Below are 21,326 nucleotides of genomic sequence, written 5' to 3' on the forward strand. Positions count from 1 at the left end.
TATTAACCCTCTAGTCCAGGCCAAATAGCTCCCGCTGGAATTGCGTGGGGTTCTTCAGCCGCTCGGCGTCCGGCAACTTACCTGGCAGGGTGGTGCCCTCCGCAAACGGCGCACCCGGCAGGTGGTCGCGGCCATGAGGCTGCGCCAGGCCCGAGAGATCCGGGCCGGCCGGGACGACCTGCGTGGGATTCACTTCGCGGTGGACGATGTAATAGTGCTGCTTGATCTCCTTGAAGTCGGTGGTATCGCCGAACCCAGGGATCTGGAACAACTCGCGCAGGTAGCCGTAGACGTTCGGCATCTCGCTGATCTTGTTCCGGTTCGTCTTGAAGTGCCCGTGGTAGACAGCATCGAAGCGGATCAGGGTGGCATATGCCCGGATGTCGGTCTCTGTGATGTGCTCACCCATGATGAATCGCCGGTTTGCCAGGCGCTCCTCCAACCAATCGAGGACCTCGAATACATCCTCATAAGCTTGCTCATAAGCTTCTTGTGACGCCGAAAACCCAGCCCTGTACACGCCGTTATTGAACTTTCGGAAGATGAAGTCATTGATCTCCTCCATCTCTTCCCGCTGTTCTCCTGGTGGAAGCAGGTTGGGAGCACCGGCCCGCTGGTACTCGGTCCATTCAGTTTGAAAGTCGCGGACGATCGAATTGAAATCGTTGGTCACGACCTTGCCGCTGGCTTCTTCCACCAACGCCGGCACGGTGATGCCCCGCGGGTAGCCCGGGAAGCGCTTAAAGTACGCATCCTGCAGGCGGGGGATCTGCAGTACGGGGTCGACGCCACCCGGATCCAGATCGAAAGTCCAGGAACGCTTGTCGTGGGTAGGACCCGCCAACCCCAGGGAGATCACATTTTCCAGCCCCAGCAGGCGCCGCACGATGACCGCGCGGTGCGCCCACGGGCAGGCGCGTGCGGCGACCAGCCGGTAGCGGTTCGGCTGCACTGGCCAGTGCAGCGCGTCAGCAGTGCTTCCACTGTTGCCATCTCCACTTGCAGGCTGCGGCTCCTCGCCGGTAACGGAAGCGACGATGCGGTCGCCGATGTAATTGGTATCCCGTTTGAACTCGCCGTCGGTAGAGGCATTTTGGGCATCGCCGGCCCAGTCCTTCCGTGAATCTTTCTGAGCTTCTGTGGCCATGCCCTTCCTTCCTGTTGTTTGCCCTATCTAGCTTTAGGCTTCGCCGATCTCTGCAAGAACCTCCCGCATCAGTTCCGCTGCCTGGGTGGGAGTCTTACCCACCCGCACACCAGCTTCCTCCAGCGCGACCTTCTTTGCCTCGGCCGTGCCCGAGGAACCGCTGACGATAGCTCCGGCATGCCCCATGGTCTTGCCCTCCGGAGCAGTGAAACCTGCGACGTAGCCCACCACGGGCTTAGTGACGTTCTTCGCGATGTACTCGGCGGCGCGCTCTTCAGCATCGCCACCAATCTCGCCGATCATGATGATCGCCTTGGTCTCTGGATCATTTTGGAAGGCCTCAATCGCATCGATGTGGGTGGTGCCGATAATCGGATCGCCACCGATGCCAATGCAGCTGGTGAACCCCACGTCGGAGAGCTCGTGCATCACCTGGTACGTCAGAGTGCCGGACTTGGATACCAGACCGATCTTGCCAGCCTCACCGGCGGAATCAGAGGGGATAATGCCCGCATTGGACTGCCCGGGAGAAATGATGCCAGGGCAGTTCGGCCCGATGATGCGGGTCTTGGAGTTCTTCGCCAGGGCAAAGAAGCTCGCTGTGTCGTTGACCGGCACGCCTTCGGTAATGAGCACAACCAGCGGCATCTCTGCCTTGATTGCCTCTTCTGCCGCAGCCTTGGTGAACTTCGCCGGGACGAAGATAACCGAGACATTCGCGCCAGTTTCTTCCATTGCCTCAGTAACGGAAGCGAAAACAGGTACCTGCTTGCCGCCTTCAAAGGTGACCGTCTGTCCGCCCTTGGAGGGGTTCACGCCGCCGACGATGTTGGATCCGGAGTCCAGCATGCGTTGGGAGTGCTTCATGCCCTCCGAGCCGGTCATTCCTTGGACGATGATCTTGGAATCGCGATCTAGAAAAATAGCCATAGTTTTTAGTCCTCTACCTGTTGGAATCCGTGGTGCTTATTTGTTCTGATCAGCCTGGGAAGCTAGCTCCGCGGCTCTGCGCGCGGCGCCGTCCATCGTGTCTTCCCGCTGCAGATTCGGCAGGTTGGCATCGTCCAAGAGCTTCCGACCCTCTTCTGCATTGTTGCCATCCAGGCGGACAACTAGGGGCTTCGGCTCGATTCCTTCAGCGGCCAGGATCTTGTAAGCCTGAATGATTCCGTTAGCAACCTCATCGCATGCGGTGATTCCACCGAAAACGTTGACCAATATCGACCTGACCTGTTCATCTGCAAGGATTACTTCCAAGCCATTGGCCATGATCTCAGCATCGGCACCACCTCCGATATCCAGGAAGTTGGCGGGCTTCGGGGCGCCGGGGAATTCCTCGCCGGCGTAGGCGACCACATCCAGGGTGGACATCACCAGACCGGCACCGTTGCCGATTACGCCCACCGAGCCGTCCAACTTCACGTAGTTCAAGCCCATCGTCTGGGCCTTCAACTCCAGCGGATCGGTGGTGTTGTGATCTGCTAGCTCGGAATGCTCCGGGTGGCGGAAGTCTGCGTTGTCGTCCAAGGTCATCTTGCCGTCGATCGCCAGCAGCTCCCCGGAATTGGTCTTGACCAGCGGGTTGACCTCAACCAGCGTGGCATCTTCGCCAACGTAGGTCTCGTAGAGCTTCTGCAGAACGGGTACCAGCTTCTCCACATCGTCTGCGGGGAAGCCGGCATCTTCTGCAATTTCGCGGGCAATGGAGTCCGTCAGCCCCTCCAGCGGGGAGAAATTGCGGCGGACGAGCGCCTCCGGCCGCTCCTTGGCCAGCTTTTCGATGTCCATGCCACCCTCGCGAGACAGCATGGCAAGGTACTGGCGCTGCGTGCGGTCCAGCATGATGGAGAAGTAGTACTCCTCGGCGATATCCGCCCCCTCGGCAACCATGACCTTGCGCACGGTGTGCCCCTTAATATCCAGCCCCAGAATGTCCTTCCCCGCCGCGGCTGCTTCGGCTGGCGAGTGGGCCAGTTTTACACCCCCGGCCTTGCCTCGGCCGCCAACCTTCACCTGGGCCTTTACGATTACGGTGCCGCCTAGCTTCTCCGCAGCCCGTTCAGCTTCCGCAGATGATGTGGCAACGATGCCCTGCAGGACAGGTACGTCGTAGTTTTCGAAAAGATCTCGAGCTTGGTACTCGTATAGATCCACTTAAATTCTCCATACATTCTGTAGGTGGGAAAGGTCAGAATATGCGACGAGCCCACTTATGACCTACCTCACTTTGGAGGCAACTTTGTGAGCTCTCAGAAACCATCGTAATGAAAAAAATGCATACTCGACAGAAAGCGCTGCTAGCTATCGTCCAGGGCGCGCAGGTAGAAGCGGCGGATAAGAGCACGCCGCGGCAGGTCGAGGACTGGGCGCAGCACGGGGAAACGGGCTGGCTGAGACTTGGCGTCAATAAGAAAAAGAACCCTTCCATCCTGCAACCGCTCGAGGGTGAAGGTCTCCTCGCCCCGTTCGGCGTGGCCGGGGAGGGTGCCATAAGTAAAGCCGCAGCGGCCGGGCGCGGAGAAAGCGTCGACCACCCGGCAGCGGAACGTCCACGGCCCGAAGCCGAGTGCGACCTCGGCGCCAGTCTCTACAACCTCGTGGGTGGGGCGCACGCGGAAGAGACCGCTGCGCTGCACACCCCAGCGGAAAAGCCGGTCGGAAGCGGCATCAAAGTCCGCGTCGATGACCCGCGACATGTGCAGCTCCGGGAAGCCGTCGGTCGAGGTGTAGGAGAGGGGAGTCATGGGAAACCCAGGCTACTGGATGTGCCCGGCGATCTGTGCGTGCTCTGGGACGTAAGGGACGAAACCCTGCACGTAGGCACCCATGGCAATCAGCGCGTTGACCCTTTCCCAGATCGGCGGGTGGGTAGCGGAAAAATTCCGTTTCTTCGTCATGGCGCGCTTGAAGACGGACCCCTTCTTGCCTGCGTCGGAATTGTGGAAGCCCTGGATGATGTCCTGCTCCGGCGCGTACAGCGCCAGGGAGCCAGGTGTGCCGTACATGGAGTTCTGCACGGTTGAAGGGTTCGCCTGGTGGAACGCGCGGATAGTGATCAGGGCTTGCGCCAGTGCGGTGGGGTTACGACACAGGGAGACCCCGTGGCTATCGGCCTGTTGCTCGCGGTGGCGAGACATGTAGGCTCTGGCGATATTGGCCAGCGCAGGGGCGGCGAGGATTACACAGAAGGAGATCAGCAAGATCACGATGGCGGCGATAGCGTTTCCGCCGCCGTTCGAGTTGGAGCTAGAGCGGCTCCGGTTGTTGTTGCTGAAGCTGCCGTAGATAAACACCGACTGCAAGATGGAAATAACAGATGCGATGGCCACCAGCTGCGTCATCACGCGATTATCGTCGGCGGTCAGGTGGCTCATCTCGTGGGCGATGACGGCCTGCATCTGCTCGCGGTTCAGCAGGTACCCAAGCTCTTCGGTAACGACGATGGTGCCGGTGTGGGGCTTGTTGCGCTTGCCTCCCAGGGCGTAGGCGTTGGGCACGCCGGTGCCGATGAGCACATAAACCTTCGGCGGGGAGGGCAGGCCTGCGGCGATCGACATCTCTTCCACGATGTTGTAGACCATGCCCTTTTCCACCTTGCGCTTCTCGCCGCCGATGGCGGAGATCACGGTCTTGGTGGAAAAGAAGTACGAATACAGCAGGATCAGCGCGGCAACTGGGATGGCGACCCCGGCGGAGATCAGGATGACCTTGCCCAGGGTGTTGTAGTCCAGGTCTCCGCCCTGGATGCCGACGTAGGCTGCGCAGGCGCAGGCCACGATGGAAAGCTGCAGCACCAGCACGTTCGCAATCCACGCGACGGCGACGCCTTTGCGTAGCTGCGAAAGCGATTCGTCAAAGGTTCTTGGCTGGTTGGACATTGTCCGTTATCCGTCCTTTCAGCACTTTCAGTGCTCACGAGTCCTGCCCGCTAGGTGCGACGCTTAAGAAGCGGAAGTGGCATTGAGGGGGCGGGGCAGGGCAAGAAAGCTAGAAAGAAACGTCCGGAGCCTGGCGCTTGGACTCTTCCACCTGGAAGAACCCGAAGGGCTGGAAGCCGTGCACGGAAGCGACGATGTTGGTCGGCACGGACTGGATTGCGGTGTTGTAGGCGTTCGTGGAGGAGTTGTAGTACTGGCGGGCGAAGCCCACCTTGTTCTCGGTGGAGGCGAGCTCTTCCTGCAGCTGCTGGAAATTGCGGGAGGCCTGCAGCTCCGGGTACGCCTCGGCGGTGGCGCGCAGGGTAGCCATGGTGCGACCGAACACGGCGTCTGCCTGGGAGGCATCCTGCACGTTGCCGGTTGCCTGCGCGCGTTCGGTGGCGGTGCGCAGCTCGGCGATGTCGTGGAACACCTTGGCTTCGTGGTTGGCGTAACCCTTGACGGTGGCCACCAGGTTGGGGATCAGGTCGCCGCGGCGCTGCAGCTGGGTATCGATCTGGGCGTAAGCCTCGTTAACCGTGTTCCGCTTCTTGACGAGGCTGTTGTACATGGCGAACCAGATGATGGCGAGGACTACGAGGATGGCGAGGATGACAACTGCGATGATCATGTAAGCAAAACTTCCCTAAAAAACTCTTGAACGTACGTATCTAGAAAATCTCGGCGCATGGCGGTTCGGTAGCGACCCGCACAGGCTAACAGTATTGGAATGTATTATCGCCAACGTTTGTTCCCGGCGCAGGCGGGGAAGTCGAAAAATTTTTCTTGCTAAGGCTGGCTAGGGTGGGGGCATGCCTACAAACTCAAACCCGATGGTCGAACGTCAGCTTTCCCACCGCACGATCAGGGAGTTCACGGATCAGCCGGTGGATGACCAGACTCTGGAAACCATCTATGACGTAGCCATGCGCACGGCATCTTCCCGCGGGATGCAGCAGGCCAGCATCATTCGCGTGACGGATACGCAGCTGCGGGAACGCCTGGCGGAGATCGGCAACCAGGAGTACGTCCGCCGCGCGCCGGTGTACCTGTTGTTCCTGGCGGATACGGCGCGGAATGCGCAGATCTTGCGGGAAAACGGGGGCGACCCGCGGGCCGCCGGACGCACGAAGGCTTTCGTGGAGGCCTTCACCGACGCCTGCCTGATGGCGCAGAATGTGGTGAACGCCGCCGAGTCCTTTGGCCTGGGCGCCAATTATCTGGGCAATATTCACAACGACACTGCCGGGGTGATTGAGCTGCTTCAGCTGCCGCGCTACACCTTCCCGGTGGTGGGGCTTACCCTGGGCTGGCCGAACCAGGATCCGCAGCTGAAGCCTCGCATGTCGCGCAGGTTCCGTGTGATGGAAAACGGCTACCAGACCAGCGAGAACCTGACCGCCGACCTGGCGGATTACGATGCGGAGATGCGGACCTACTATGACCTACGCAACGCCAACCAGCGCGTGGATAGCTTCACCAACCAGGTCTTGAAGAACTTCCCCTTCACCCGTGACAGCAACGATGACTCGCTGCAAGCCGCGCGCTGGCAAGGCTTTATTGTTTAGTGTTTTTTCTTCCTGTCTTCTTTTTTGACGCCCACAGCGTCACCCGCGCCTAACCTCAAATTAACCTGACGTTCAGAAACCTGGGTTAGTATCCGCAGGAGTTTATAAAACTATTGCAATAGTCGCCGGGCGGGCCTGGAAGCTTGGCGTCAAAAAGAATTGCAGGACGAGACTTCAAGGGTGAGAGAAAAGTGACCAAGAACAAGAGCCTCAAGATCACGATGGCCACTGTGATGGCTACGACAATGTCCCTTTCCGCAGTGAATGTGGCGCCGGCGGTTGCAGTGCCGACCGTGCCGACGATCGCGGGTTCCGAGGGAGTACCGGGTTACCCGCATCCGGTGCAGCACCCGGGCGCCCCAACCCCGCAGCCTTTCGGCCCGGAGTACCTGGGCGGCTACATCTCTGACATCAGCTCCCACGGCTACGGCGTGTACCTGGACGTCGTCGATGGCTTCAACGATGTGCGCGCCAACCACCCGGCAATCATGCAGCAGAACCTGGACAAGGTTGTGAAGATCAACAACGCTGCGCAGAACAACCCGGGCGCTATCCAGCGTGCGCAGAAGGACGCCCGCGCGGACAAGGCGGGCGTGATGGATGCGTTCTCCGACTCGCTGGGCGACGAACTTGGCCGCCACTTCCGTGCTGCCCTGCGTGAGAACCGCCTGCCGAAGACCCAGTACCTGCTGGGCAACGGCTACCTGGCACGTGCGGGCGGAGTGGCTTCCTCCACCTTCGTGGAGAAGATGGTGTTTGGTTACGACCGTCCGTTCGTGGTCGCTCCGGAGCGCATCAAGAAGTACGAGGATGGCCAGAACAAGTACTACGGCACCTCCAAGTCCTACCCGTCTGGTCACACCAACCAGGCCGTGTGGTCCACCACTCTGCTGGCTCTTACCCTGCCGGAGCTGGCTCCGCAGATCCTGGCTCGCGGTTCCGAGGCTGGCAACAACCGCGTTGTCATGGGCGTGCACTACCCGCTGGACGTCATGGGTGGCCGCATGTCCGGCACCGCCGCTGCCGCTGACCGCTGGAACGATCCGAAGATGCGCGACGCAGTCCAGCAGGCGGGCAAGGAGCTGCGCGCGGAGCTGGAGTGGCGCGCGGGTCGCCCGATCGCGGAGGTCATCAAGAAGGACAAGCCATACCGCTCCACCGATCAGGCTGTGCGCGAGTACACCGACCGCATGACCTACGGCTTCCCGAAGATCTACCGCAAGGATGCGCCGATGATCGTGCCGCAGGCTGCGCCGGATCTGCTGCTGCCGAAGTTCCCGAAGCTGAGCTACAACCAGCGCGCCTCCATCCTGCGCCAGACCGCCATCCCGTCCGGTTCCCCGCTGGACGATCAGGGCCCGCGCGGCTCCTGGCAGCGCCTGAACATGGCTGCCGCATTTGCCGCAAAGGTCAAGGTAAACGGCGACGGCAGCGTCACCGTTCTTCGCTAATTGCTGGCTAGCTGGCGGCTAATCGTCAGCTAGGCGGCAGCGCAAAAAGGGAGGCGGGGGAGCAGGGGTAACCTTGTCCAAATTGTTACCTCTGTGACGCATGTGAATCCCCGCTTCTGCGCTAGGGTTAGGTTTATGGAAGCCGCATCTGTATCCACTCAAACCCCAGCTGGGCGCTCCTTTCGTAGCGCCATCCGCCGTCGCCTCGGCGCCCTGATGGCAGGCGTGGCGCTGGCCATCTCCGCCGTTTTCGGCTCGGCCTTCACCGCGCCAGATGCCGCCGCCGCGCCCGCTGGTTCCGCAGATGCATTCTTGCAAGCTACCGGCCAACCCGGCCCGCACCGCGTTCCGGGCCACTACTTCACCTCTCCGGGTATTCCGAAGGCTCAGCGTGCCGCGGCGCCCAGCGTTCTGGCTGGGCCTTCCATGCCGATCTACGTTGGCAACAACATCTGCACCCTGGGTGTGGTTGGCTACGACAAGGCCGGAAACAAGGTGGGCATCACCGCAGGCCACTGCGGTGGGCCCGGTGCTCCGGTCGTTTCTATGGACGCCGAGGGAGCCGGCCAAATCGGCACCGTCGTCCGCAACGGGTACCCGGACTACGCCGTGATCAAATTCAACAACAAGGTGCGCCTGACCCGCGGCTACAATAACGTTCACCTCAACGCCCTCGGCGGCTCCACCCCGGCGAGCCTGCAGCAGATGTGCAAGACCGGTGTGGCCACCGGAGTTTCCTGCGGCCCCATGCTGGCGATCTCCGGGCCGTTCCTGGTTTCCCACCTGTGCGGCTCTATGGGAGATTCGGGAGCCCCGATTTACGTCGGCAACCGGTTGGTCGGCATCGTCAACGGTGGCGTGGCCAACCTGCCTTCCTGCACCACCCCGCTGCAGGGGCCGCTGCACGCGCCGACGGCGGGTGCAGCGTGGAACGTGATCGCCGCGGATCTTAATGCGGCCGGCGGGGTGGGAGCCGGATTCCGTCTGGCCTAGTTTTACTTAGCCCAAGCGCCCTCTGCCCAGTTGCAGCAGGGCCTTTGCTATTTCTACGCCCTCGGGGCCAAACTCTGCGCGGAATTGGTTAATGATGGCGACCTCGCGGGTGTAGACCAGCTTCGTTCCGCCGGAGCCCAAGCGCGTTTTACCGATCGCCTTCGATACCTCGCTGCGACGGTGGATTGCGTCGATGATGACGCGGTCGAGGCGGTTGATCTCCTCGCGGTAGGATTGAATTTCTGAATCCGACAAGGGATCGTCCGTGCCCGAGGGCATGCGGACGGTGAACTCGTTGGGCTTCGACGAAGCCGCAGAATCGTTGTCGCTCATGCGTTGTATTCTACCGCTAGTCCGGAAGCCGAGATCCGAAAGAGCCCCGGGGCACATGCACCGGCGAATTTCGGGTAATTTTTTGAGGGAGCACAAAGGGAGACATGAACAACCAGCACGATCCGTTTGCCGACCTGCCGCTGCCTGAAGAACCAACGCTTTTCGACGACGAGGTTCCGCCGCCGGCGGACGAGCTGCCGCCGGAGGGGTACGAAAGCGTGCTGGCGAACATGCACTCCGACAGCCCGGAGTACGCTCCGCAGCCGCAACGGGCAGGGAAGCGGACGGAACAGACACCGGCGCAGCCGCACAGGGATGCTGGGACGATTGCGGGGGAGACGGGGCGTCAAAAAGAAAGGTTCCTCGAAGGCCTCAACCCACAGCAGCGGCAGGCGGTGGAGCACATGGGCAGCCCGCTGCTGATCGTGGCGGGCGCGGGCTCCGGCAAGACGAGTGTGCTGACGCGCCGGATTGCATACCTGCTGGCAAATGGGGTGGCGCCGTGGCAGATCCTGGCGATCACCTTCACTAACAAGGCCGCAGCGGAGATGCGCGAGCGCGTGGTGGATATGGTCGGCTCGCAGGCGGAGCGCATGTGGGTCTCCACTTTCCACTCCTTTTGTGTGCGCGTGCTGCGTGCCAATGCACACCTCGCACCGGGGCTGAACACGAACTTCAGCATCTACGACTCGGACGATTCCAAGCGCCTGATGACGATGATCATCAAGGATGCCTCGCTGGACTTGAAGGAGTTCTCGCCGCGTGGGGTGCTGAATGTGATCTCCAATTGGAAGAACGAACTGGTCGGCCCTGCCGGGGCGCTGGAGGAAGCACAGCGCGATTCCAACCCCCACACCGCCCAGATCGCCACGCTGTACAAGACGTATCAGAACCGCCTGCGGGCGGCGAACGCGGTGGACTTTGACGATCTGATCGGTGAGGTCGTGGCGATCCTGAACAACAACCCGGACGTGCGCGAGCACTACCGGCGCCGTTTCCGTCACATCATGGTCGACGAGTACCAGGACACGAACCACGCACAATACGAGCTGGTGGCGTCTCTCGCGGGCAAGGGCAAGGCCGAGTGCGAGCTGTGCGTGGTGGGCGATGCCGACCAGTCGATCTACGCTTTCCGCGGCGCGACGATCCGCAACATCGAGGAGTTCGAGCGCGACTACCCGGATGCCCACACGATCCTGCTGGAGCAGAACTACCGCTCCACCCAGAAGATCCTGTCCGCAGCGAACGCGGTGATCGACCGGAACCAGGGGCGCCGCCCGAAGAAGCTGTGGACGGATCTGGGTGATGGCGAGCTGATCGGCGGCTACGTTGCGGACAACGAGCACGACGAGGCGAACTTCATCGTCGAGCAGATCGACGACCTGGTGGACAACGAGGGCTACTCCTACGGCGACATCTCGATCATGTACCGCACCAATAACGCCTCTCGTGCGATCGAGGACGTGCTGGTGCGCTCCGGAATGCCGTACAAGGTCGTCGGTGGCACGCGCTTCTACGAGCGCCGCGAGATCCGCGACATTGTGGCTTATCTCAAGGTTCTGGACAACGCGGACGACACGGTGGCGCTGCGGCGCATCATCAACACCCCGCGACGCGGAATCGGGGACAAGGCCATCGCGCAGGTCACTGTGCACGCGGAGGGTCAGGGGATCGGTTTTTCGGCTGCTCTTGGTGACGCCGCCGCGGGGAAAGTAGCCGGCCTTTCCGCACGCGGCCGCAATTCCATTGGCAAGTTCCTGGAAATGATGAACGCGTTGCGGGCGGAGACGGAGTCTATGGAGATGACGGCCTCGGACGGGTCCGGACTGGGATTGCCCGACCTGGGGCGGGTGATCTCTGCGGTGCTGGACATGACCGGCTACAAGGAGCTGCTAGAGAAGTCCAACGACCCGCAGGATGGGGCGCGCCTGGACAACCTGAACGAGCTGGTGAGCGTGGGACATGAATTCTCGCAGGAGTCGGCGAACCTGAAGGCGTACGAGGAGATGCCGGGTGGTGGCACCGCCGGTAGCGCTGGTAGCAGCGATGGCAGCGCCGACGCTGCCGACGCCATGCTCGCCGAAGGGGAAGCACCGCTGGGTAGCCTGCAGGCCTTCCTAGAGCGCGTGAGCCTGGTAGCGGACGCGGACCAGATCCCCGCGGACGAGCAGGACATGGTGACGCTTATGACATTGCACACCGCCAAGGGGTTGGAGTTCCCCGTGGTGTTCCTGACCGGCTGGGAGGACGGCCAGTTTCCGCACATGCGCGCGCTGGGTGACCCGACGGAGCTGGCCGAGGAGCGGCGCCTGGCCTATGTGGGCATTACCCGCGCAAAGCAGCGGCTGTTCCTTACCCGCGCGATTACGCGCAGCGGTTGGGGCGCACCGGTGAACAACCCGCCGTCGCGCTTCCTTTCCGAGGTGCCGGAGGACCTGATGGAATGGATCCGCGAGGAGCCCGCCCGCTTCGGCAGTAGTGTGGATTCCACCTGGGGTGGCGGTGGCTACGCCGATGGCACCAGCTTCGGCGGCTCAGGCGGCTCGGGTGGCTGGGGCGCGGGGTCCAGCGGCTGGGGCGGCCAGTCCTACCGGAAGCCAGCGAAGAAGGCGAAGCCTGCCTTCGGAGCCGGGGCGAAGAAGAACCAGGATCTCGACTTGGCGGTGGGGGACAAAGTCAACCACGACAAGTACGGCCTGGGCACGGTGAAGAGCGTGGACGGCAGTGGCTCGCACACGACCTGCATGATCGACTTCGGTAGCCAGGGCACGGTGCGTTTGATGTTGTTCGGTGGCGTGCCGATGGAGAAGCTCTAGCCCCTGGGGCTCTGGCGGCACTCAACCAGCGTGTTGCAGAAGTGACGATTGTGACCAATGTTGCGCAGAAAATGTTTTCTTAATGTAACGTAACAGCATCCTCTTTCGATGGGTTAGGCGTAACAAGAAGGGTATTAATGCAAAACAATCAACAAGTGACTTCCAAATTGCAAGACCTTAAGCACTTGGGCGAGGCCGCCTGGGCGGAGACCCACGCTATTGCCACCGGCCTGGGGACTGCGCTGAAATCGGGCGTAGTCGTCAGGGGTGGCGGCGTTAAGGGGAAAGCCAAGCTGGTCGAAAGCATCGCCCGCTACGGCTTCACCGCTGGTCGTCAGGCGTGGTACGCAGCAGAAGTAGCGCCGAACCGCACGGCCATCATTGATGACATCGGCGAGCGCACGTATGCGGAGGTTCGCAGCGATTCGCTGGCCTTCGCTCGCGCACTGCAGCGCATGGGCTTGGGGCCGGGCAAGAACATTGCGGTCATGGCCCGCAATTCCCGCGTGGTCGTCTACGCGCTGGTCGCCAAGGGATTCATCGGGGCGGACATTAGCCTGCTCAACCCGGCTTCCAGTCCAGTCCAGCTGCAGAAGAGTATGGAGGAGCTGGATGTTCACACCATCATCATCGACGAGGAGTTCGCGGACAGGCTGCCCGCGGACTATTCGCGCGCCAATGTGATCATCGGCTACGCGGAGGACCTGGAGAACCCGCAGGCTCCGAACCCGGAATGGGAAACCTTCCAGCAGGTCATCGACCACGCGCCCTCCGAAGCGGAGGAGAAGCTGCCTAAGATCCCGAAGCGCGGCTTCATCACCATCTTGAGCTCCGGCACCTCTGGCACCCCGAAGGCCGTAGTGCACCGGGAGCCGCCCATCCCGACTCCGCTGGCGGATCTTGTCACCTGGATCCCGTGGCGGGCGGAGATGATGATCCAACAGACGGCCTCTATGTTCCACTCGTGGGGCTGGGCGAACCTCAATCTGATCTTCGCCCACCGTGCGACTGTGGTGTTCCGCCGTGACTTCGACCCAGTGCAGGCGATGGAGGACGTCGAGCGTTACAAGGTCAACGGCATCATCACCTCGCCCATCTTCATTAAGGAGCAGCTCAAGGTCGCGCAGAACGGCGACTACGACGCGTCGTCGATTGAGTTCATCGTGTCCTCCGGCAATGCCATGCACGAAGATCTGCTCCGCGGCCTCCACAAGCAATTCGGTCCCGTGGTCTGCAACTTCTACGGATCCACCGAAAACAGCGTGGTCGCCATTGCCAAGAAGGAGGAACTCGTTGAGAATCCGGCGCTGGCTGGGCGTCCGGTTCGTGGCGTACGCGTCAAGATCTTGGACGACGACGGCAACGTGCTGCCGCCGAACACCCCGGGCCGCATCTATGCCCGGGGCACCATGACCATGCGCCGCTATGCCCACACGCGCGATCAGATGAAGATCAAGCACGGGCTGCTGGAGATCGGCGACCGCGGATACCTCGATGAGGACGGTCGCCTGTTCGTGCTCGGCCGGGCGGACGACATGATCATCGTCGGCGGCGAGAACGTGTACCCGCGCAGCGTGGAAGAGGTGCTGGCACCAATGCCTGGCATTCGAGACCTCTACGCAAAGGGCGTGGACGATGAAGAGAGCTTTAAGCGCATGGCGGTGTGGATCGTGCGTGAAGACAACCCGGAGGGCGAGGCGCTGACCAAGGAGTCTGTCCAGGAATGGGTTAGGGACAACCTGGCGGAGCACTCCGTTCCGCGTGAGGTTACGTTCCTGGATAAGCTTCCGCGAAACGCAACTGGTAAGGTCATGCCGGCAAAGCTTCCGAACAGCTAACATTTTCGCTTCTCGATCGATAGCCTTAGTACGGCATAAAAACACATACGGGAGAAACTGATGAAGAAAATTGCACGCATTCTGACTGCGGCGGTAGCCGTGGCGGGATCTGTCATGGGTCTGGCGCCTGCTGCCCAGGCTGCCCCGGGAAACACCGTGCTGCTTGGTGATTCCTACTTCGCTAATACAACGCTCAACCAGATTATTGACGCCAAGCGCGGTGGCGCACGTGGTTGCATCAAGGGCAAGTTCCGCGTAGCCACTGAGCTGCAGCGCCTGACGGGCGCTCGCGTGGATGATTACTCCTGCAACGGCAAGGAGCTGTACCTGGGCCGCGAGCCGCTGGAGGCTCGCCTGGATCAGGCTATCCGCGATGGCAAGCTGAACCGCCACACGCGCAACGTGCCGATCATGGTCGGTGCTAACGACACCTACCGCACCCTGGATCCGATCAACAACCGTGCAGCGGCTCGATCCTATGATCGTCTCGCTAACAAGATCAAGCGCGCTGCTCCGAACGCTCGTATCCAGTTCGTAAGCTACCCGCACCTCACGAACGATCGCGCTGGCCTGTGCCTGATCCGTCTGAATGGTCTGCCGCCGATTCAGGCTCCGTTCCCGATCGTGAAGGAAGCCGAGCGTCAGCTGTGGCGACAGGCTAACGATGCCGCCAAGCGCAACGGTGGCGTTTTCGTCGACCTGCACCGCTCCACCCGCGGGCACGATACCTGCCAGCCGGGCGGTAAGGCTTGGGTTGCCGGAGTCATCGATACTCAGACTCCGCACTACAACCTGACCCTGCACATGTCCCACGACGGTGTGACCAATGCGGCCAAGCAGATCGGCGCTGCTCTGAAGTAAAACTTCGGAAAGCCTCGGCTTCCGGGGTGGGGGGATCCCCACCTCGAAAGCCAAAGTCGCAGGAGGCAGGCGAAAAACCTCCCGACCGCCTTTACAGAGGCAGTCGGGAGGTTTCCTTTGTGGCCATAAACGGCCGGAGGCTCAAAGCTTGGGTGTAGAGCTAAAGCTTAGAGCTGGATGCCGCGCTCGGCGAGCCAAGGCTTCGGGTCGATAGCCTCGCCGCCGTTCGGGTGAACCTCGAAGTGCAGGTGGGAGCCGGTAGAGAAGCCCAGGGAACCCATTCCAGCGATCTTCTGGCCGGCGGTTACACGGTCGCCAACCTTAACGTCCAGGGTGGCCATGTGACCGTAGACGGTGACGGTGCCGTCGTCGTGCTTGATGCGGATCCAGTTGCCGAAGCCGGAAGCTGGGCCGGAGTCGATGACGGTGCCGTCGTGTACGGCGCGGATGGCGGTGCCCACAGCGTTGGCGATGTCGATGCCCTTGTGGAAGGTGCCCCAACGCGGACCGAAGCCGGAGGTGAAGGAGCCCTCGGCGGGCTTGACGAACTCGGGCATACGAGCAGCCAGATCAGCCTCGGTGCGCTCCTTGGCGAAACGCAGGGCGGAATCGAGCTGCTGAGACAGATCGGAAACCGGCTTGGCCTGCGGAACCTCTAGGATCTGCGGAGCTTCGTTGGCGGTCGCCTGAGCGTCCGCCGGAGCTGCAGAGCCCTGAGCGCCCTCGCCCTGGGCGAGGATGGTGGTGTTCTCGGAAGCCAGGGCGATGTCGTCCTTGGAGTCCTGGGATGCACCGGCGGTAGCGCCGGCAGCGCCAGCAGTAGTCACAGCGGTGGTAGCGACGGCCACGAGCGCGAAGCGGCGCTTCGCGGTGTTCTCCTGCTTGCGGTGGATGCCGGTACGGCTCGCTTCAGTAGTGTTTCGCACTGTCCTAGTAACCCTTTGACCTAATCGATGTTTCTTAACAACTGTCACATGTGATTTCGCACTATCGCTTTCGCTCCTCCTCGAGCCTGGTTGTTGGGGCTCGAGTCTGTTGCGCAAGCAATTTGTAACCACTTTGTTATCAACGGAACGTAACACTATCGGTTTGGCAACATTGCGGCAACTAAATCGGCTAAAAATAACGCTTTGGTTACATTGCGGGGGTAGTGAAGTTAACCTTATCTGAGCCTAAGAATGCATTTCTCCTGCTCCAGGCGTTTTTCTGCCATTTTCGTAACGGTTGAACCCCGCTAGTGATCTTTATTACGTTACCCACAAACCCTCAAGTAGAACCTTAAGTGTGTCTGCGTTAGAGGGGGTAGAGCGGGTACATTGCGGGCGCCGAACGGGAGCCGACCGGGCAATAACCAGACGCACAAGAGGGTCTAGAAGGTGGGTCAGTCCGCCAGGTGGCTGCCACTGTTAGGCACAATAGGACGGGTGAGTAAAGATTCTGCTGCCCAACGACCCGGATCCCGACGATCTGCGTCTTCACGACGCCCCGGCTCCAGCCGCACCAGGCGGACGTCGCCCGCCAGCAGTGCAGACAGAATTAAAGGCGCTGGTGCCAACACCACCGACGGTGCTGGCAACGAGCGCTTTGTTGCGGCGAAGCCCACCGGTGCCACGAACGCTAAGGCCACTCCAAAGGCCAAGTCTAAGGCTGCCGCAGATGCGTCGGCTGGCGGCGCGAAGGCTGCGGTTGTGAACTGGTGGTCGAAGTGGAAGCCCCATGTCAAGCGCTTTGGTCCCCAGCTGATGATTAATCACGCTGTAACTCTGGGCGTCATTGTTATCATCGCCGTCCTCATCGGCATCGGCGCGGGCTTTAGTGTAGTCCCCGCCAGTATCGCCTCTATGTGGATGGTGTTTAACCTGGCCCCCGTTGAGATGGCGGGGGCGAAGCTGGGCTTCGTGCCGCTGCTGCCCGCGCTGGTGTTGGTGTGGGGGCATGCGAAGCGTGCGACCACGGTGCTGGGCAATTCGATAAGCGTGCGCGGCCTGCGGGTATTCACCACATTAAGCCTGCTGATTCCCATGCTGCTGACGTGCATTGCGTGGGTGATGCTGTGGGATGCCTCCAGGGTCTACGACATCACCCCGCCGAACCTGCTGGTGGCGCTGATCTCCACGGCGCTGGTGAACGGCGCTGCGATTGTTATCGGCATGCGGGCCCGCGTGTGGCGAGCACTGTTGCTGCGCCGTGGTTGGTCCACGTGGCCGGTGGAGTCGATGCTGCTAGCCGGACGCTTCCTCAAGTGGATGGCCGCAGCCGGTGCCCTCGCCGCTGCCGTATATCTATTGACGAACATGGAGGCAGTCGGCAAGGCCTACGAAATCACTTCCTCCACCATGGGCGTTCTGGGGCTGACCTTCGTCGCGTTGCTGTATGTGCCAAATGTGGTGGTCGCGGCGATGGCGGTGCTGCTGGGCGGTGAGTTCCACGTCGGTAACGGCGCGGTCAGCCTCTTTACCGCCAACAACGTGAATCTGCCACCGCTGCCGGTCCTGGCCGCGATCCCCAACGATCAGATTCCTTTCGGCGCTGTGCTGCTGGCCGTCCCCGCTTGTGTGGCGGTCGCGTGCGTTTACACGTTCCTGCGTGGCCGCACTTATGTGGAGGCGCCGCTGCTGCAGGGCGTGGGGGCTGGTGCCTGCGCCGGGCTGATCGGCTTCTGCACCTCCTGGCTGGCCGGCGGCGAGCTGGGCGTGTACGGGCGCGCGGGTGCGGTCGAGTGGCTCTTTGCCGTGGAGCTCGCCGCCTGGCTGCTGGTGCCCGCCGCCGTGATGATGTTCCTCACCGCCCGTCGTGGCGAGTCCGTGGTTGAGGACATCCCGGAGGCCGAGGTTGTGGAGCCGGGAGAATCCCAGCAAGCTCAGACTGAGACCGAGCATGATGCCGAGGCAGGCACTGACGATGCTGACGATGCAGCAGACGGTGCGGAAAGCACGGACACTGACTCTTCTGAAGATGACGCCCCTACGGAGGAACTGGAGGACGGGGAAGATGGGGGCGTCATCAAGAAAGAACGAGAAGATACAAAAGATACAGAAGACAAAGAAGACAAAGAAGACAAAGAAGACACAGAAACAGAGGAAGAAGCAGACGATGAGGATAGTGATTCTGGCGAGCGGGACGGGGACTCTGCTCCAGAGCGTGATTGATAACGTCGACCGCTCGCGGGTGGAGATCCTCGCCGTGGGCAGCGACCGACAGTGCGAGGCGCTGGAGCGCGCCGAGCGCGCGGGTATCGAGAACTTCCTGGTCGAATACGTGCCAAAGCAGACCGACCGGGAAAAGTGGAACGAAGATCTGGCGGACAAGCTCGCCAGCTACGAGCCCGACCTGGTGGTGAGCGCCGGCTTCATGCGCATCATCGGCCCGAAGGTGGTTGAGCGTTTCGAGGGGAAGATCATCAACACCCACCCGGCGCTGCTGCCCGCATTCCCCGGGGCGCACGCTGTTGAAGATGCACTAAATTACGGTGTTCGCGTAACCGGGTCTACAGTTCATGTTGTAGATAGTGGCGTGGACACGGGACCGATCATCGCCCAGAAGGCGGTGGCGGTCGCGCGGGACGACACGGTCGACAGCTTGCATGAGAGAATCAAGAAGGTGGAGCGCGCACTCTTGGTAGAGGTGCTGCACGATTTTCAACAACAGGGAACCTTCTAGGAACGAAAGGCCAGGATCCAAAAACCATGAGTGATGGCACCACAGCAACCAACGGCGCAGACAAGAAGGAAATCCGTCGCGCGCTGATCAGCGTGTACGACAAGACCGGCCTGGAGGAGCTGGCCACGGGGCTGCACTCCGCGGGCGTGGACATCGTCTCCACCGGCTCCACCGCCAAGAAGATCGCGGACGCCGGAGTGCCCGTGACCGAGGTGGAAGCGCTGACCGGATTCCCGGAGGTGCTGGAAGGCCGCGTGAAGACGCTGCACCCGCGCGTGCACGCGGGCATCCTGGCCGACACCCGCAAGGAAGGCCACCTGAAGCAGCTGGAGGACCTGGATGTTGAGGCCTTCCAGCTGGTCGTTGTGAACCTGTACCCGTTCACCGAGACCGTGGCCTCCGGCGCTGACTTCGACGCCTGCGTGGAGCAGATCGACATCGGCGGCCCGTCCATGGTGCGTGCCGCCGCGAAGAACCACCCGTCCGTGGCCGTTGTGGTGGATCCCAACCGCTACGAGGACGTCGTGGCCGCCGCCAATGCCGGGGGCTTCACCCGCGCCGAGCGCACCGACCTGGCCGTGGATGCGTTCCGCCACACCGCTGCTTACGACGTGGCTGTGGCTACCTGGATGGGCGAGCAGACCGCCGCGCAAGTCGGGGCAGACGCAGAGTCGGATGCAGGCGTGCAGTTCCCAGAGTGGATCGGTGCCTCCTACGAGCGCGCCAACGTGCTGCGCTACGGCGAGAACCCGCACCAGGCTGCGGCGCTGTACTCCGACGGCACCGGCCTGGCCGGCGCCAAGCAGTTCCACGGCAAGGAGATGAGCTACAACAACTACACCGACGCGGATGCCGCCTGGCGCGCTGCGTGGGATCACAAGCGCCCGACTGTGGCCATCATCAAGCACGCCAACCCGTGCGGAATCGCGGTCTCTGACGAGTCCATCGCCGATGCCCACAAGAAGGCACACGCCTGCGACCCGATGTCCGCATTCGGCGGCGTGATCGCAGTGAACCGCGAGGTTAGCGTGGAAATGGCCAACCAGGTGGCCGAGGTGTTCACCGAGGTCATCATCGCGCCGGGCTACGAGGAGGGCGCGGTAGAGGTCCTGTCCCAGAAGAAGAACATCCGCATCCTGCAGGCAGATGCCCCGAGCGAGGAGCCGGAGCTGCAGGGCCGTGAGATCTCTGGCGGCCTGCTGGTGCAGCAGGTGGACGCCATCGACGCGAAGGGCGACAACCCGAGCAACTGGACCCTGGCCGCCGGCGAGGCTGCCGACGAGGCTACCCTGCGCGAGCTGGAGTTCGCATGGCGCACCGTGCGCGCGGTGAAATCGAACGCCATTTTGCTGGCCAAGGATGACGCCACCGTGGGCGTGGGCATGGGCCAGGTCAACCGCGTGGACGCAGCCAAGCTGGCCGTGGAGCGTGCAAACTCCCTGGCCGGTGACGAGAAGCGCGCCGAGGGTGCGGTTGCGGCCTCGGATGCCTTCTTCCCCTTCGCCGACGGCTTTGAGGTGCTGGCTGCCGCTGGCGTCCGTGCAGTGGTGCAGCCGGGTGGCTCGGTCCGCGACGCGGAGGTCATCGAGGCGGCGGAGAAGGCGGGCGTCACCATGTACCTCACCGGTGAGCGCCACTTCGCGCACTAGAGTGCGCACTCGCGGTGAGTGGGCTTAACGGTTCGCTACCCGCGAGGCCGGGAGGGCGCCTAAAGTTGGATTAGTTTAAAAACTGACAAGACGTTTCAACGCAGGAGTTCTCCGGTTATGTCTAACGAGCACCCCACTGATCCCGGCGTCGGGAAGAACAACCCAGATCAGCCGGAGCCGCCGCAGTACCGCCACAACGAGCAGGGTGCGGGGAAGAATCAGTGGCAGGTGCCGTCGCAACAGAGCGGTAGCCCGGGTGCGCAGGGGACGCAGGGGGATCAGAGCCAGCAGCGCTGGCAGCAGTGGGAGGCTTCGCAGCCGCCCCAGAACCAGCAGCAGAACTGGCAAGGGCAGCAGTATCAGCAGCCCCCGCAACCCCAGTACCAGCCCGACCAGCAAGCTCAGCAGTATGCCTACGCGCAGGAGCCGGAGAAGGAAAGCAAGTTCCTGCCGATCTTAGGTGTCGTGCTGGCTGTGCTCCTTGCCCTTGCCCTAGTCGCGGGTGCCGCATATTACATGGGCTGGATTGGCGACAAGGACGGAGCGGAAGACAGCGACGGCAAGGCTGCGAGCAGTTCCTCCCAGTCGCAGGGCGAAGAAGGCGAAGGCACTGACGACGAGGATGCGGCCGCGGAAAGCGAAGACACCGCAACCGACGACGAGGAAGAAGCCACGGACGACGAAGAGGATGCTGACGACGAGGCTAGCGAGGACGAGGAAGAGTCCCGCCCGGCTCATCCGAAGCTGCCTTCCGGCGCGGTGCCGGCCAACAGTGCAGCTGAAGAAGGTAAGCCTGCGGGCGACTTCAACAACGCCTACACCGGCAGCGACCTTACTTCTAAGCCTTTTGCAGTAGCCGTACGCGATGCTTTTGTGTCCCACTACCTGGATACCGATAGGACGAACGGCACCGTTTCCGCGTATTCGTCCGTCACGGGGCAGACCTACTCCATGAAGTGCAGGGATAACGGTGATTACGTGACCTGCACGGGAGGCAATAATGCCATTGTTTACATTTCCTAAACCCAGATCGCTTCGTCGCGGTCTGGTCGCCGCCGTGCTCTGCGCTGCAAGCGTTACCGTTGCGGGTTGC

18 protein-coding genes are annotated in these 21,326 nt (G+C 61.9%); 10 read left to right on the forward strand and 8 right to left on the reverse strand.

Going from position 1 to position 21,326, the window contains the following annotated elements:
- Nucleotides 1–10: 10 nt before the first annotated feature.
- The 6 genes from QKE30_RS01590 to QKE30_RS01615 all read right to left on the reverse strand — a co-directional run bounded on the left by QKE30_RS01590 (nucleotide 11) and on the right by QKE30_RS01615 (nucleotide 5,695).
- On the reverse strand, nucleotides 11–1,147 hold the full coding sequence (locus tag QKE30_RS01590) for a glutathione S-transferase C-terminal domain-containing protein (protein WP_347933920.1): 1,137 nt from the start codon (nucleotides 1,145–1,147) through the stop codon (nucleotides 11–13).
- Between the two features lie 33 nt (nucleotides 1,148–1,180).
- The gene (gene sucD / locus QKE30_RS01595) at nucleotides 1,181–2,077 is read right to left on the reverse strand and encodes a succinate--CoA ligase subunit alpha (protein WP_347933921.1); all 897 of its coding nucleotides are present in this window, start codon (nucleotides 2,075–2,077) and stop codon (nucleotides 1,181–1,183) included.
- A gap of 36 nt (nucleotides 2,078–2,113) precedes the next feature.
- Nucleotides 2,114–3,301: an ADP-forming succinate--CoA ligase subunit beta gene (gene sucC / locus QKE30_RS01600; protein WP_347933922.1), complete on the reverse strand. Its 1,188-nt coding sequence runs from the start codon at nucleotides 3,299–3,301 to the stop codon at nucleotides 2,114–2,116.
- Between the two features lie 143 nt (nucleotides 3,302–3,444).
- Nucleotides 3,445–3,891, reverse strand: a complete 447-nt coding sequence (locus tag QKE30_RS01605; RefSeq protein ID WP_347933923.1) for a DUF1990 domain-containing protein — start codon at nucleotides 3,889–3,891, stop codon at nucleotides 3,445–3,447.
- Between the two features lie 12 nt (nucleotides 3,892–3,903).
- Entirely contained in the window at nucleotides 3,904–5,025 is a 1,122-nt protein-coding gene (locus tag QKE30_RS01610) for a M48 family metalloprotease (protein ID WP_035004231.1), read from the reverse strand.
- 109 nt (nucleotides 5,026–5,134) lie between these two features.
- On the reverse strand, nucleotides 5,135–5,695 hold the full coding sequence (locus tag QKE30_RS01615; RefSeq protein WP_347933924.1) for a LemA family protein: 561 nt from the start codon (nucleotides 5,693–5,695) through the stop codon (nucleotides 5,135–5,137).
- A 181-nt stretch (nucleotides 5,696–5,876) separates the two neighbouring features.
- Here QKE30_RS01615 and QKE30_RS01620 point away from each other — a divergent pair, with 181 nt between their 5' ends.
- From QKE30_RS01620 to QKE30_RS01630, 3 genes are all read left to right on the forward strand, one after another.
- Nucleotides 5,877–6,632, forward strand: coding sequence for an NADPH-dependent oxidoreductase (locus tag QKE30_RS01620; RefSeq protein ID WP_347933925.1), 756 nt, complete (start codon nucleotides 5,877–5,879; stop codon nucleotides 6,630–6,632).
- A gap of 191 nt (nucleotides 6,633–6,823) precedes the next feature.
- Complete coding sequence (locus tag QKE30_RS01625) at nucleotides 6,824–8,083, forward strand: phosphatase PAP2 family protein (RefSeq protein ID WP_347933926.1); 1,260 nt, start codon at nucleotides 6,824–6,826, stop codon at nucleotides 8,081–8,083.
- Between the two features lie 135 nt (nucleotides 8,084–8,218).
- The gene (locus tag QKE30_RS01630) at nucleotides 8,219–9,076 is read left to right on the forward strand and encodes a S1 family peptidase (protein WP_347933927.1); all 858 of its coding nucleotides are present in this window, start codon (nucleotides 8,219–8,221) and stop codon (nucleotides 9,074–9,076) included.
- A gap of 6 nt (nucleotides 9,077–9,082) precedes the next feature.
- Here QKE30_RS01630 and QKE30_RS01635 read toward each other — a convergent pair whose 3' ends face one another.
- A complete protein-coding gene (locus QKE30_RS01635; RefSeq protein ID WP_034988095.1) occupies nucleotides 9,083–9,409 on the reverse strand; it encodes a chorismate mutase in 327 nt (108 codons plus the stop codon).
- 230 nt (nucleotides 9,410–9,639) lie between these two features.
- Here QKE30_RS01635 and QKE30_RS01640 point away from each other — a divergent pair, with 230 nt between their 5' ends.
- The 3 genes from QKE30_RS01640 to QKE30_RS01650 all read left to right on the forward strand — a co-directional run bounded on the left by QKE30_RS01640 (nucleotide 9,640) and on the right by QKE30_RS01650 (nucleotide 14,924).
- Nucleotides 9,640–12,225, forward strand: a complete 2,586-nt coding sequence (locus QKE30_RS01640; RefSeq protein WP_347934071.1) for a UvrD-helicase domain-containing protein — start codon at nucleotides 9,640–9,642, stop codon at nucleotides 12,223–12,225.
- Between the two features lie 155 nt (nucleotides 12,226–12,380).
- The gene (locus QKE30_RS01645) at nucleotides 12,381–14,063 is read left to right on the forward strand and encodes an acyl-CoA synthetase (RefSeq protein ID WP_237744809.1); all 1,683 of its coding nucleotides are present in this window, start codon (nucleotides 12,381–12,383) and stop codon (nucleotides 14,061–14,063) included.
- A 60-nt stretch (nucleotides 14,064–14,123) separates the two neighbouring features.
- Nucleotides 14,124–14,924: an SGNH/GDSL hydrolase family protein gene (locus QKE30_RS01650; protein WP_035004211.1), complete on the forward strand. Its 801-nt coding sequence runs from the start codon at nucleotides 14,124–14,126 to the stop codon at nucleotides 14,922–14,924.
- Nucleotides 14,925–15,091: 167 nt separating this feature from the next.
- Here QKE30_RS01650 and QKE30_RS01655 read toward each other — a convergent pair whose 3' ends face one another.
- Nucleotides 15,092–15,850: a M23 family metallopeptidase gene (locus QKE30_RS01655; RefSeq protein ID WP_347933928.1), complete on the reverse strand. Its 759-nt coding sequence runs from the start codon at nucleotides 15,848–15,850 to the stop codon at nucleotides 15,092–15,094.
- Between the two features lie 498 nt (nucleotides 15,851–16,348).
- On the opposite strand from QKE30_RS01655, the gene QKE30_RS01660 reads away from it, so the two are divergent.
- The 4 genes from QKE30_RS01660 (at nucleotide 16,349) to QKE30_RS01675 (ending at nucleotide 21,256) form a co-directional block, all read left to right on the forward strand.
- The gene (locus tag QKE30_RS01660; protein ID WP_347933929.1) at nucleotides 16,349–18,073 is read left to right on the forward strand and encodes a DUF6350 family protein; all 1,725 of its coding nucleotides are present in this window, start codon (nucleotides 16,349–16,351) and stop codon (nucleotides 18,071–18,073) included.
- Nucleotides 18,018–18,584 carry a phosphoribosylglycinamide formyltransferase gene (purN, locus tag QKE30_RS01665; protein ID WP_347933930.1) on the forward strand — a complete coding sequence of 189 codons (567 nt, stop codon included), beginning with the start codon at nucleotides 18,018–18,020 and terminating at the stop codon, nucleotides 18,582–18,584. Before QKE30_RS01660 ends, purN begins: the two co-directional genes overlap by 56 nt.
- A gap of 26 nt (nucleotides 18,585–18,610) precedes the next feature.
- The gene (gene purH, locus QKE30_RS01670; RefSeq protein ID WP_347933931.1) at nucleotides 18,611–20,233 is read left to right on the forward strand and encodes a bifunctional phosphoribosylaminoimidazolecarboxamide formyltransferase/IMP cyclohydrolase; all 1,623 of its coding nucleotides are present in this window, start codon (nucleotides 18,611–18,613) and stop codon (nucleotides 20,231–20,233) included.
- 117 nt (nucleotides 20,234–20,350) lie between these two features.
- The gene (locus tag QKE30_RS01675) at nucleotides 20,351–21,256 is read left to right on the forward strand and encodes a hypothetical protein (protein ID WP_239202682.1); all 906 of its coding nucleotides are present in this window, start codon (nucleotides 20,351–20,353) and stop codon (nucleotides 21,254–21,256) included.
- The last annotated feature ends 70 nt before the right edge of the window (nucleotides 21,257–21,326 follow it).

Source organism: Corynebacterium sp. c24Ua_83 (assembly GCF_039907245.1).
GTDB lineage: Bacteria > Actinomycetota > Actinomycetes > Mycobacteriales > Mycobacteriaceae > Corynebacterium.

Excerpts from the sequence above, each read along its gene's own strand:
- QKE30_RS01590 (WP_347933920.1), bottom strand. The coding sequence starts at position 1,147 with ATGGCCACAGAAGCTCAGAAAGATTCACGGAAGGACTGGGCCGGCGAT.
- sucD (WP_347933921.1), bottom strand. The coding sequence starts at position 2,077 with ATGGCTATTTTTCTAGATCGCGATTCCAAGATCATCGTCCAAGGAATG.
- QKE30_RS01605 (WP_347933923.1), bottom strand. The coding sequence starts at position 3,891 with ATGACTCCCCTCTCCTACACCTCGACCGACGGCTTCCCGGAGCTGCAC.
- QKE30_RS01610 (WP_035004231.1), bottom strand. The coding sequence starts at position 5,025 with ATGTCCAACCAGCCAAGAACCTTTGACGAATCGCTTTCGCAGCTACGC.
- QKE30_RS01615 (WP_347933924.1), bottom strand. The coding sequence starts at position 5,695 with ATGATCATCGCAGTTGTCATCCTCGCCATCCTCGTAGTCCTCGCCATC.
- QKE30_RS01620 (WP_347933925.1), top strand. The coding sequence starts at position 5,877 with ATGCCTACAAACTCAAACCCGATGGTCGAACGTCAGCTTTCCCACCGC.
- QKE30_RS01630 (WP_347933927.1), top strand. The coding sequence starts at position 8,219 with ATGGAAGCCGCATCTGTATCCACTCAAACCCCAGCTGGGCGCTCCTTT.
- QKE30_RS01635 (WP_034988095.1), bottom strand. The coding sequence starts at position 9,409 with ATGAGCGACAACGATTCTGCGGCTTCGTCGAAGCCCAACGAGTTCACC.
- QKE30_RS01640 (WP_347934071.1), top strand. The coding sequence starts at position 9,640 with ATGCACTCCGACAGCCCGGAGTACGCTCCGCAGCCGCAACGGGCAGGG.
- QKE30_RS01650 (WP_035004211.1), top strand. The coding sequence starts at position 14,124 with ATGAAGAAAATTGCACGCATTCTGACTGCGGCGGTAGCCGTGGCGGGA.
- purN (WP_347933930.1), top strand. The coding sequence starts at position 18,018 with ATGAGGATAGTGATTCTGGCGAGCGGGACGGGGACTCTGCTCCAGAGC.
- purH (WP_347933931.1), top strand. The coding sequence starts at position 18,611 with ATGAGTGATGGCACCACAGCAACCAACGGCGCAGACAAGAAGGAAATC.
- QKE30_RS01675 (WP_239202682.1), top strand. The coding sequence starts at position 20,351 with ATGTCTAACGAGCACCCCACTGATCCCGGCGTCGGGAAGAACAACCCA.